Source organism: Peribacillus butanolivorans, from assembly GCF_001273755.1.
GTDB classification, from domain to species: domain Bacteria; phylum Bacillota; class Bacilli; order Bacillales; family DSM-1321; genus Peribacillus; species Peribacillus butanolivorans.
Genome location: NZ_LGYA01000001.1, coordinates 2,327,675 through 2,339,948, shown reverse-complemented (window position 1 = coordinate 2,339,948; position 12,274 = coordinate 2,327,675). Strand labels below are relative to the sequence as shown.

Here is a 12,274-nt window from a genome sequence, read left to right as displayed (position 1 = left end):
TAGATTACTCAACTAAACCAGGTCATTGATGCTTTACTTAAAGGGAAGTTCTGCTGTTGCAACCTCTTTCTTAAGTAAATAAAGGATCAGGTTAGTTGACGAAAAAAATATGATAAAATACGGCTTAATTTAAAAATATAAGCTATATGAGTTAGGAGATTTATAAATGAGCATTACAATTAGGCGGGAACTATCTGAGGATTATAAAATTACTGAAAAAGTTGTAAAAAGTGCATTTGCTAATATGGAGTTTAGTGATAAAAAAGAACATGAATTGGTGTCTCGTATTAGAAAGTCCGACGCATTTATTCCAAATTTATCTTTAGTGGCCGTGAATAAAGAAATTGTTGGACATATTCTTTTATCTAAAATAAAAATTAATAATGACAATCAATTTGCTGAATCACTTGCCCTTGCTCCTGTTTCAGTCTTGCCAGAGTATCAAAATAAAGGTATAGGAAGACTCTTAATTCTTGAAGCATTAAAAAAAGCAAAAGAACTTGAATACAATTCTGTTGTTGTACTAGGGCACCCAGAGTATTATCCGAAATTCGGGTTTGAAAAAACATCTTTATGGGGAATAAAAGCACCTTTCGAAGTACCAGAAGAGGCATTTATGGCATTGGAGTTGCAAGAAAATGCTCTTTATAATATTTCAGGAGTTGTTGAATATCCAAGTGCATTTTTTGAATAAGGTAATACCTAAAAAAGGGTTCAATAAAAGAGCGCGATTCTTAAATAAGGATCGCTTTTTTTTATGAACTAACTCATACGTTAGTAGTATAAGAAGGAGCTGTCCAAAAAAACTGTTATTAAGATAAAATATTTGTTCATGAGCTAATCTAAAGATATATAATCGTGATTCCTAGCCATACTAATAATGATTAAAATTTAGTTAGGAGGCAATATTATGGGAAGATCAAACAATCAAAAATCATCTAGCAGAAAAAAATCATTACCTCAAACTCCCAAAAACTTAAAAATAGAACCGGAACGTGTTAATGAAGAGTTTTCTCGTGAGCTAGGTGAAAGTCCGAAAATAAGAGCTACAAGACCTAAATGAAACTAAGATACGGATTGATTGCATGCCTTTATTAAATTTCGTAAAACAGATACAAAAGGGGCCACAATAAGTGGTCTCTTTTGTATGTTTAAAAATCAATGTTAAGGTTTACAAAGCTATATGTTGAAAAGATCATATTGTTTTCATATTCAGTAACTTATTTTACCTTAAAGCTATTAATTATCGCGTAATATGCGAAAGTACTCTCTGATAGCTGAATCTTTGTATTTCGTATCCTTTTCTCGAAATGCTTAGTTGTTTAGTGATTTTTAAGTACATTACAGAATACTACTTGAAATGACTTAGTAGCTATTTGAGCATGATTGTGTTTAATATAGCGGAAAAGAGACTCAAACGTAATGTTATGTTTAACATTATAAGTCATAATATCTTTATTATGATGTAATTAAGTTTGATCATATGAAAGCGGATCTACTTTGTTTTTCTCCATCATTATTTCCTTGTGTGCTTAATAAGAATGGTTAATTAATTCAGCATTAATCTACCTAAGAGCGGATTTAATATTTGATCAAAATGTTTGATATTTATTAACATATTTCTGAAAGTTATTTATGCTAACCGTTCCTCTAACAGCTTTTTCAAACACAACTTTGTTTAAGTAGCATTAGCAATAAACAGTTAACTAATAATAAAACATATTAACGGTATTATGAGAATTATGTGGGTAGAGAGAGAAGACTATCTTATTATTTCTTATTGGTAAGCGGAACTTATGATATTTCAGGTTGTTAATTAAACAATTGCATAATTTTTGATGGATTTATTCAATTCAATAAGGAATTTCCGTTTTTTTTTGTATATAAATTATTTTAATATAACTTATTCGAAGTGTTAACCCGAAATATTTCTCATTTTGCTGATATTTATATATTTCAGAATAATAAATTCGTCATTTTATTTCTTTTTGATTTTTTACGTTGAAGGATACCAAGTACAGAGCAAAATATTTGCTGAATTTGTAAGAGCTTTTTGTAAACAAATCGTGAGGAAACATTGTGATAATTAATGCTGGATTTAATTTGGGAGAAATCCGAAATAAACTACGAATGAAATATTAGATCCTGGTTAAAATAAAGATTGAAAATCATTTATATACGTAGCCAGAAGAAATTAGCAGATAATTATAGAATTAAGTAAAAGTAAATTAAATTACATAAGAATTGAACTTTCTGTGAAATTAGTAAGAACCGCAATAATGAAAAATAAAAAACACATTATAATGCTGAGATTCTAAATCAATCAAATTTTTAACGAAATTATGATATATGATAATTATTTGATTTGTTCTAACTAAATGTAATTTCTAAAATTAATAAATAAAACAGATTATAAATAATAAAAATCTGAGTTTCCGTCTCACTTTGTTAAGTGTTCTTAAGATATGAGACGAAATTAACAATTAAAATATTACTTCCTATAATATATATTATGTAAACTAGAATAAAACATAAAAGTGCCAAGTGATCACAGCTTTATGTTTCGATAAGATTCATTATTGTCCCCTAACTTGGCTCAAGTTGACTTTAATATTCATTACTGCTTCCGATAACTCTCAGGGTTCTTCCTATAAATCGGCTAGTTATCATAATAAATGGTTTCGAACATAATTCCTTGGGTTGGACTGAATAATCCTCAGGATGTCTGATAATTATGAATTACGTTCAAGCTTCGGATGATTGTCTCAGGTACTTAGAAATTGAGAAAAATTACTTCATGAACACCTTTACTAGTTACGCATTCGATTTAAAACTTTAAGGTGAGTTTTTAACAGCTAACGACCGTTCATTGGACTTAGATGAACGGTCGTCGTCTAATGTACGTCGTTTTGTGCTAGACCAGGTCATTCAATCATAGTATTAAGCCAAGAACTCTACAACGCCGCATTTCGTGCTTATAATCATATAGTAAATAATTTTTAATGGAAAATTACATGAAGTCTGACTTCACAGCAAGTATTCAAGCACCTAAAGCCGATAAGAAATTACCAAAAATATATGACCTTACAGGAGCCCTACAAATTATTTACCTATTAAGAACATGATCCGCGACCCCAAAGAATTAGATTAGTGGATTTAACTTGGGAGCAAGTTAATTTAGAAAATCAAACGATTTTAGTTCGAGGAAAAAGGAAAAAAGAACGCCTCCTCCCCCTTCTTCCCATTGTCTTACCGTTATTTCAAGACTATAAAGAAACTCTTTTTGAAAAGCATTAACATTATAGTGAACCGATCTTTTATAATCAAAAAAATAAGCCTTTAAATCCTCGTGGATTGCATAAAATATTTAAAGAGATTTTAGAACGAGCTGGTCTACCCGCTCACCGATTTTCTTTGCATCATTTGAGGCATACTTTTGCAACCTTACTATTGCAAGAAAACAAAGATAAAGTGGATTTAAGAACGTTACAGGAATTATTAGGCCATGAAAGTCTTGCTACAACAAGAATGTGATTTTAACTCTCTTTTTAAAAGAAAAATTACTAGTTGAAATGCCACTTGTACACTAATTTATCGAAACAGGAGTAGATTTTTACTAAGTGGATAAAGAGTGATGTTTCACTAGATTTGCATCCGAACATTTCATGATCCGTTTTTATTAAATGATATGAATAAATCTGTTTTTTGAATTGGTTCGGGCTATTAGAAACAAAGTGACTATCTAAATTTTTGGTGATTACGACGCAGACAGCATTACGTTACTTCAATTGTTTTTCTGGCTCTAAAGCAATTTGGAGCAAATGTTTCTTTTAGGTTACCTACTAGAGAAGATGGATATGGAATTACAGAAGATTTAGGCTAAAAAAATAACGCACCCGTTTGTGAAATAAAAGAAATATAACGAGGTTTTACTTGCCTACATACTCAATCCTAATCCAATCCACGATAGTGCATTAAGAAAAGGAGCTGCCAAAAAGCAACCCCAACGAAAGATTATAGCTGAACTAAAGCGCAAGAATTACTATTTCTCTTACCATTCTCTCCAGTCTTCAGTAACGTCTTCTTCGGATTCTAACCCTGCTATGTGTGCAGCTTCAATAATAAACTCACATAGTTCTTCTCTCTCCATTGTTTCGATAAAATCATCGTATTGTTCATTTAATTCATTTAAACTAATTACCACTTCTTTTTAACACATTCTAATATGTCTTCCTCTGTCGGCTTATCTCCAAGTTTTACTAAGTTGTTAATGTAAGAATCAAGAACCTCGTTTGTCGAATTGATATTTTCATCCGTAAAAAGGTCATCATCTTCATCCATTCTTTTTTTCCATTCTACTGGTGGTTTATTTTTTGTTAGTTCTTCAAAAGTCATTATATCCTCCTGAAATGTGTTATTTTATCACTTGGCAACTTTTATTAAAGATGGTCTGTATACAAATAGAAATGAATTAAAACTTTCATCAAAATGCTCTTTGAATAAACCATACCAGACCAAACGCTAATATGGCTACCGACGTTCCAGGGATCACCCATTTAATAGGTTTTATTGTTAATTTTTTTATCCACAGGATTATCGGAAATGCCAAGGATACGATTAATAGTTGTCCCAATTCAATTCCTATATTGAAAGACAACAGAGAAGTGGCCAAATGGTTTCCATCTAGTCGCATTTCAGACAGGATTCCTGCAAAGCCGAAGCCATGGATGAGCCCAAAACCGAAGGCAAGCCATGGATGGTGTTTGGCATCTTTATCAAAAATATTGATGAGTGCAACGTAGATAATGCTTAAGGCAATGGCCGACTCTACAAACCTGCCTGGTAACTGCACAATCTCTAAGGTGGCAAGAACCAAGGTGATACTATGGGCTATCGTAAAGGCTGTGATCAGGGAAAGAATGTTTTTAATCGTCTTTGCCCCAAAGAGCAAACTAATGACAAAAAGAATATGATCATAACCTGTAAAGATATGTTCTAACCCAAGCAATAAAAACTGCTTTACGTTTTGTACAACACTAACTTCTCCAATCTCTAATTCTCTTGATTCGTACGAAAGAATCTTTTCTTGTTGTTTTCCATCCATTTTAATGGTGGAAAAGTTTGCATGGCTTGGATCGGAGTCATCCAGGAACATGTTATAGTTAACAATTAGCTTTTTTGGTTTATGTTCCATCTTATAAGTCAGGTTAATCACGGCAAATGGGCTGTCTTTTATCATTTCAACATCTGATTTTTTGACATTTCCAACAACTTTTACACCATCCGCGTAAATCGATATATGCGAATTTATATATTGCTCAACAGTTTTGGAGTCAATTAATTGCTTTTCATCTGTTTCTTTATTAATCGAATGCCCTAGTTCGGTTAGATCCAGTTTAAGCTCGTAGTCGAGGTTTTTCTCGTTTACTTCAATGACGGAAAACCCTTCACTGTTATTGCTATGAGCATATGCAGGGGGAGATAGTAAAGAGGTAAACGAAATCATCACAAGGAACATTAAGAACCATATCTTTTTCATTGCATTCACTCCATTCCGATTGTTTCTTTCTCTGATGTTTAAGGATTATAGCAAAGACGAGGAGTTATGATGCTCCTCGCCCGTTTTTCTCTTCACATTTACTTAGTGGACTTGATAAATACTGGGTTCGAGTAGAACCAAAGATCTGTCCATGGGTTTTCGCCCTTAGGGTCTTTTTCTGGCTCTAACTGGTCTGTGCTCGTTCCTCGTAAACGGATATAACTATCTTTATCAACATCTTTTAACGTATAGGAAATCTCGATATATTCACCGCGTTGCTTCCAATCTTTCTCAGTAAAAAGTTTGACGACTTTTGTTGTCGGATTGGTAGCGTTTGAGCGGTCTTCCACTTTTCCAGTCACCTCTCCTACAATTAAGTCGACCCGTTTTACTTTTGGTTGATCTCCATGAGAATTCGCAGCATTAGGATCTTTTATACGAACCGTTACTGTTACATCCTTAGACTTCTTACCTGGTAATGTAAGAGTTTCCCCAATAGAGGCCGAATTTCCTTTGGATTTAGAGAACCACCGTGTTTTTCCCTCAGCTTGAGCTTTAACATCTAGTTCAGAGACGAGGTCACCTGTTGCTACGAATACTTTACCATTACGAAGGCTTTCCATGATGTCTTTGTAGTCTTTCTCTGCTTTTACATACGTTTTTGAGTATTCTCCTGGCCAGAAGTCGCTTCCCCCATCACGCCAGTTAACATGCGAGTCAGAAGTAGAGGTAATCCACCAGTGTCTTCCCTCACCCAGCATTGAATCCCATAAACCGCCAACATTAGCTGTCATTTGATCAAATCCGCCCATTGTCGGGGCGTTTACGTTTCCATATGACCCTCGGGCACCTTTAGGGTCAAGAGAGCCGTCTGGATTGATAGCGGAAGCCTGGTGGCCAGGAGCACCTTCCATACCGATGGAAATGTTCGGTGCTGTGTCATTCCAATTACGGAATTCCTGCGGTGTATCCTGCCCCCACTCACCATCACCTGTCGCTGAACGAGAAGGATGATGTGCGATTTGAATTGGAGGCTCGTCCATTTGTTTCATATAGTTAAGGGCATCGATCATAGTGGACTCAGTATCTCGGCTACCATCATTTGGATATGGCTCGCGTTTATTAAACTTGCTTTCAATGTCATAAAGTGTCTTTGATTCATTATCACCTTTTGGAATAATAATTGAACTGTGATCGGCAGCAGGCGTATCAAATTCCATTCCATAGAACTGAAGAACTTCAGGAACCGCTTGACGAGATTTCAACAATTCAGGGTATGCTTGCTCTAAATTCACCTTGGAATGGTTCGGTCCACCATGATCCGTCGTAACCATCCAATCAAGTCCATATTTATGTGCATTTTGAGCATTTTTGACGGTTGGGTAAATAGCATCTCCACCTTTGATCGGAGCAGGAGGGTTTTTGGTGTTGTCCCAGCCTACACTCCACTCACTATGAATATGATGATCACCTGCGAGCCATGTAGCCCTATTCTGCTTTGATTCTTCTTTTGAAAATCCTTTTGCTTGTGTTTTTTGATCAACACCATCATTGATAAAAGGTTGGGTTGTAAAAGCTGTGGTTACAAGAAGTGTTGTTGCGATTAAAGGAATAGCCTTCTTCTTATCACGAGATTTCATGTTCACGTTCCTCCTATAATAAATAATCAACAGTTGAATTATAAGGAACCTGTGTATGAATTAAATTAATTGATTGTAAGATTATTGTTAATATTTAGACAATTATCACAGATCCCAAAGCAAAATCCTGCTAAGACTTAATTATGAAAATGATAAACCTGCTAACAGTTACAAATATCACCAGATTACTATAAAGAGGGTGTATACAATTAAGTAAAGTAGTATATGAGCAGCGTGCAAATTGGCAATGCTCTTTTTTATTGGCTGGTTTCGCAATCTTTGTTGTTTTTTAACACTAGCTTAAAAAACACGCCCTATAATTATTTTAGAAGATTGAAAATAAACATTTTACAACTGCTGTTCATTAAGAAAGGATGGTAAGTATGTATATAAGTTATAAGAATTTTCAAGATGGAACCTATAATTTGGTTGTGGTAGAAAGCGATGGAGTAATTACAAAAAGCCTTAAAGGTAAAGAAACAGCAATAAAAACTCACAAGAGAAAATTAACACGATTGAGGGCTAAACATAAGTGAATATTAATATGAAAGTAACATTAATTTAGAGACGTGGTTAAATAAATTCCAGGTCTTTTTTTATGGTGAAAAGAAACAATCATACGAGAAAAGCCTTTTTATTACCTTAGGAGAGTCGGCTTTATATATCCAAGACCTAAAGACTCATAAGGATTCAAAGTTATCCACCCCTGCTACGATTAATGAAAGAATCCCATTTTGTATATAGCGGCAAATCCTAAAAATCGGACTGAGATTACTTTGGATACCTACAAATATGACACTTTCCAAAGTCAAGATAAGGGAACCTCTTGGCTAGCGGTAACTTATAAGTCAGCTTTTTAGCACTTTGAATATATATTATGTAAACTAGAAAAATTTATAATTAAATTGGGGTTATCCCCTGATGTCTAATGTTATAAATGTGTTATCTTTTCCTTCTAATATTTTAGATCATTCTTTAAGTGTTAAAAACAACTAACTTCTCGTTCCATAGTTACCTAGTGTCATCTTGTTAAGCGATTTAGTGATACTTTGTAATGGCTTACGGATTCTTTCCGCGACCCAATAGCTGTAAAGAATAATGATAAATAGACTCAATACGATTGTGCCATAAAAATATGCTTTAACATTTACAAATTCTTTAGACTTATTCGTATTATTGGCGAAGTTAAAAAGTCACTTATGGTGACTACTTTATCCATTGGAGCCTCAAGACTAAATAAATCACTTATTCCTTACTATCTAGAATTACAATTAAAGCATAATACGTTTGGACTGAATGATTGCTTAGTAATTGACAAACTCGTCGATATACTGCTAATTTTAGTTGCTGGTGTCCATAAACTTTGATAACGCTTCTTTCCGAATTCAGCTCTTCTAACCATCCCCCTTTTCTTTCTAATTCTTTAAACTGTGAGTTAATTTCCTTTTCCTTAGGACTCACATCAATATGTGAAAATCTATTTTTGCTGTTTATACCTTATTAACAATTCTTTGCTATCCAATTCAATACAATGATTCTAATCTTTATTTTGTTATCCCTTTTAACCAAAAAACAACTACCACAATCTGGTAGTTGTTTTTTGGTAATATTCTGTTTGATTCCCTATCTGAAGATTCGTTACCAGTTGATAGATTCCCCACCAAGTAACATTTGTAAAGTGGTTGCTTCGACATTATTCATGAATTGATCCGCCTCATTTGTGAACTCTGAAGGGCTGAACTAACTCAAATAGTGTTCTAACGCAGGAAATGAGTCTCACTGCGCCTTATAATAATTTTGCGTTAATATTATATCTCTTTTTTCTTTGTTAAAAATAATGTAATGATAAATATGGCTATACCAGCTACTGTGATAATGCTAAATGCATCATGCATGCCTAATACGTTAGCATGTCGAAAGGCTTCCTCTTTTGGTAGTTTTTCTTGCAACTTAGGTAGATATGATTGACTTTGAGTAGTCATAATTGTAGTCAGTAGTGCTGTTCCAATTGAGCCTGAAAACATTCGAACAGTGTTAGATGCGGCTGCACCATGTTTACTCATTGCGCGAGGTAATTGATTTAACCCGAATGTCATGGCCGTCATCATCATCAATGAGATACCAAACATAAAGGATGTGTATGTTACCGATACAACAACTAAACTGGAATCTGTGCTTAATGTTGTATAAAAATAAGACATAACAACCACTAATGTCATCCCTATAAAGACAAGAGGTCTAATGCCATATTTGTCTAAAATGGAACCCGCGATTGGAGACATGATTCCCATAATAATTGCACCAGGTAAGAGTACAAGTCCCGTCTGCAGAGTTGAGTGACCTAAAATGTGCTGAACATAGACAGGTGTTAATAGTTCCACACTGTACATAGCTAAAGCAACGAAAAATACGATTCCAATTGTGATTAAATACTGTTTATTTGTGAATACCCGTAAATTCAACATAGGGTAGTCAGCCGTTAATTGACGCCAAATAAAAAGACCAATAAAAATAATACCTATGATCAATGTAGCTATAATAGAAGTGGAATCCCAACCTTGATTCCCAGCCATGGAGAATCCATATAGTAGAGAACCAAAACCAATCGTTGATGTCACTACGCCTGAAAGATCAAATTTAGGGTTAGTTTTTTCAGTTACATTTTGTAAAAAGAAGAATGCCATTACAATGTTAATAACTGCGATTGGAATAACAATATAAAACAGCATTCGCCAAGAATAATGTTGCAAGATCCAGCCAGAAAGTGTGGGCCCAAGCGCAGGTGCGAAAGTCATCGCAATACCTACCATACCCATGGCCTTCCCTCGTTGATTTGGTGGATAGAGAGTAAAAATGACAGTTTGTACGAGAGGCATCATAATCCCGCCTGCTATTGCTTGTATCAAACGACCAGTAAGTAATAAGGTAAAGTTAGGAGAAAATGCACTAAGTATCGTCCCTGTCGCAAAAATGAGTAAGGCACCTAAAAATAACTGTCTGGTCGAAAATTTACCGATTAGGTATGCAGTTATTGGTATGACAATCCCGTTCACCATTATGAAGCCGGTTACTAACCATTGTGCCGAACTTAGTTCGATTTGAAAGACCTCACTTAACTCAGGTATTGCGACGTTTAATAACGTTTGATTGAGCAACGATGTGAAGGATCCTAAAACTAAAATGGTTAGCATCACCCTTTTCTCTTTTCCGCTCAAAGTAAAATTTATTTTGTTCTGTATCATAAAACAACACCTCTCTAGTTGTTTTAACAACTATATGAATATTGATTACAAAGCTTATAAGTAATATAATAATATTATATAGTTGCACCTGCAACTAAAACACTTAGTTGAAAACGTAATAAGGTGTTAATCAGGACTTTTCGAGTATACTTAATGAAAAAACTGGAGGTTAGGATATATGGATAGTGAGCATAATAAATCAATTGGACGATTAATTTCACTCCTTAATAAATATGGGAATGTATACATGAATGAAAAATTGAAAGACTATAATCTAGGAGCAGGTCAATATCAATTTTTAATGGTACTTTATCAAAATGAAGGTCTGTCACAGGATGAAGTAGCAAGTATTTTAAAGATGGATAAAGGCACTACAGCTCGAGCTATTGCAAAATTAGAATCTGAAGGATATGTGGAACGTAAAGTTTTTAATACGGATAAACGTGTAAAAAAACTGTACCTCACAATCAAGGCACATGAATTTGAGAAGGAAATCCGATCAATTTTGACAAATTGGAAGATGGTTCTTGCGAATGGGTTAAGTACAGAAGAACAAAATATTACATTAGTCTTACTAAATCAGATAGCCCTAAATGCTGAGGAGTATTTGGATTGTAAACATTAATCCGAAGTAAGTCTTTTATTAATGTCGAGAGCATATTAAACTTGTATAAAACAAAGAGACGAACTAAACGATTATCCCTTAACGATCAAGTTCGTCTCCATAGTTTCAATAGAACGATTTTACAACGTAAACTGCTTTTAAAGTACCTTAACTATTGTTGTAACGTCTTTTTTTACTAAATTAAGGAAAATACTTTTATTTCACAACTTACTTATCAAGATTTTCAGAATTCTATTTTCAAATTATCTTTGGACTCCAATACATTAAGGCTGCATGAAATGGATATTCATACTCATATTTCCCCTCTTTTTCTACCACATATTTATCAAGAATGGTTTTCACCTCATGGTCAGAATAATGCTGATCCAGAATTTTTGTAGTATTATCGCGAATCATTTCCTCATAAGAAGAATAGATTTTTTTGCTTTTCAACTTCACGATCTTACAGTCGGCTAGTATTCCAAGTTGATACAATACATTCAAAATGTGTATGTAATCTCGTTTTCTCAAATTGATTGTATATCCTCGTTGTTTCAATTCCATATAATGAGGTTTTTCTGGCCCTGTTGTCATACCTACAATTACTAATCGGGATGCTGCCTCATTCATTTTTAATAAGGTTTCTCCAATATCATTCATGCGATAGTAACAATTAAACCCAAACACTACATCATACTTCTCTCTTTTTTTCTCACATTCCCACTTATTATGTATCAATTCCATGTTCTCGAGACCTTTTTCATTTGCCTGAGATGCCAAAAAACTGATAATGCTTTTTGAACTATCTATACAAGTTAACTTCCTAACTTCTTCAGCAATAGCGAAGGTATAATTGCCCCACCCAGGACCGATTTCCAATACATGATCATCACTATTTAGTAAAGAACGTAGCTCCTGCTGTACAAGTTGTGCATAAGGGTCCGGTTTATGTTGTGTTTTCCCCTCCAACCTAGAAGACCAAAAAGCTTCCTCTGCTGCATCATCTTTTAGTCGGTTCGGTATATTTCCAGTATGATCTACCATGGCTTGTCTCCAAAGTTCAATATAATCAAAATTATCTGTCTTCATCTTTTCTCTCCTCAAATTATATAATTTATGTATATTATTTTCTTAAACTATTCTACCCCATAGTTGCAAAAGAAAAAGAGCTGCAAATCAGCTCCTGATAATGAACAAAGCCTTTTTCTATAATGATTTTTCAACAGATTAGCATTCGTCATTCTTAACT

8 protein-coding genes and 1 pseudogene are annotated in these 12,274 nt (G+C 34.1%); 4 read left to right on the top strand and 5 right to left on the bottom strand.

Annotation, left to right across the window (positions count from 1 at the left end; all coding sequences use genetic code 11):
* Nucleotides 1-166: 166 nt before the first annotated feature.
* From AKG34_RS10820 to AKG34_RS28815, 3 genes are all read left to right on the top strand, one after another.
* Entirely contained in the window at nucleotides 167-694 is a 528-nt protein-coding gene (locus AKG34_RS10820; RefSeq protein WP_053346089.1) for a GNAT family N-acetyltransferase, read from the top strand.
* Nucleotides 695-910: 216 nt separating this feature from the next.
* Complete coding sequence (locus AKG34_RS27500) at nucleotides 911-1,063, top strand: YfhD family protein (protein WP_152952274.1); 153 nt, start codon at nucleotides 911-913, stop codon at nucleotides 1,061-1,063.
* Between the two features lie 2,291 nt (nucleotides 1,064-3,354).
* The gene (locus AKG34_RS28815; protein WP_236694928.1) at nucleotides 3,355-3,534 is read left to right on the top strand and encodes a tyrosine-type recombinase/integrase; all 180 of its coding nucleotides are present in this window, start codon (nucleotides 3,355-3,357) and stop codon (nucleotides 3,532-3,534) included.
* A gap of 517 nt (nucleotides 3,535-4,051) precedes the next feature.
* Here the strand turns inward: AKG34_RS28815 and AKG34_RS28810 are convergent.
* From AKG34_RS28810 to AKG34_RS10800, 4 genes and pseudogenes are all read right to left on the bottom strand, one after another.
* Nucleotides 4,052-4,395, bottom strand: a pseudogene (locus AKG34_RS28810) (hypothetical protein).
* Between the two features lie 88 nt (nucleotides 4,396-4,483).
* On the bottom strand, nucleotides 4,484-5,539 hold the full coding sequence (locus AKG34_RS10810; protein ID WP_053346088.1) for a HupE/UreJ family protein: 1,056 nt from the start codon (nucleotides 5,537-5,539) through the stop codon (nucleotides 4,484-4,486).
* Nucleotides 5,540-5,637: 98 nt separating this feature from the next.
* The gene (locus AKG34_RS10805) at nucleotides 5,638-7,179 is read right to left on the bottom strand and encodes a CehA/McbA family metallohydrolase domain-containing protein (RefSeq protein WP_053346087.1); all 1,542 of its coding nucleotides are present in this window, start codon (nucleotides 7,177-7,179) and stop codon (nucleotides 5,638-5,640) included.
* 1,808 nt (nucleotides 7,180-8,987) lie between these two features.
* A complete protein-coding gene (locus AKG34_RS10800; RefSeq protein WP_053346086.1) occupies nucleotides 8,988-10,421 on the bottom strand; it encodes a DHA2 family efflux MFS transporter permease subunit in 1,434 nt (477 codons plus the stop codon).
* Between the two features lie 178 nt (nucleotides 10,422-10,599).
* Between AKG34_RS10800 and AKG34_RS10795 the strand changes: the two genes are divergently transcribed.
* The gene (locus AKG34_RS10795; protein ID WP_053346085.1) at nucleotides 10,600-11,046 is read left to right on the top strand and encodes a MarR family winged helix-turn-helix transcriptional regulator; all 447 of its coding nucleotides are present in this window, start codon (nucleotides 10,600-10,602) and stop codon (nucleotides 11,044-11,046) included.
* Between the two features lie 237 nt (nucleotides 11,047-11,283).
* Here AKG34_RS10795 and AKG34_RS10790 read toward each other — a convergent pair whose 3' ends face one another.
* Nucleotides 11,284-12,114 (bottom strand): class I SAM-dependent methyltransferase, encoded by an 831-nt coding sequence (locus AKG34_RS10790; protein ID WP_053346084.1) that lies wholly within the window; start codon nucleotides 12,112-12,114, stop codon nucleotides 11,284-11,286.
* Between the last annotated feature and the right edge of the window lie 160 nt (nucleotides 12,115-12,274).

Excerpts from the sequence above, each read along its gene's own strand:
- AKG34_RS10820 (WP_053346089.1), top strand. The coding sequence starts at position 167 with ATGAGCATTACAATTAGGCGGGAACTATCTGAGGATTATAAAATTACT.
- AKG34_RS27500 (WP_152952274.1), top strand. The coding sequence starts at position 911 with ATGGGAAGATCAAACAATCAAAAATCATCTAGCAGAAAAAAATCATTA.
- AKG34_RS10810 (WP_053346088.1), bottom strand. The coding sequence starts at position 5,539 with ATGAAAAAGATATGGTTCTTAATGTTCCTTGTGATGATTTCGTTTACC.
- AKG34_RS10805 (WP_053346087.1), bottom strand. The coding sequence starts at position 7,179 with ATGAAATCTCGTGATAAGAAGAAGGCTATTCCTTTAATCGCAACAACA.
- AKG34_RS10800 (WP_053346086.1), bottom strand. The coding sequence starts at position 10,421 with ATGATACAGAACAAAATAAATTTTACTTTGAGCGGAAAAGAGAAAAGG.
- AKG34_RS10795 (WP_053346085.1), top strand. The coding sequence starts at position 10,600 with ATGGATAGTGAGCATAATAAATCAATTGGACGATTAATTTCACTCCTT.
- AKG34_RS10790 (WP_053346084.1), bottom strand. The coding sequence starts at position 12,114 with ATGAAGACAGATAATTTTGATTATATTGAACTTTGGAGACAAGCCATG.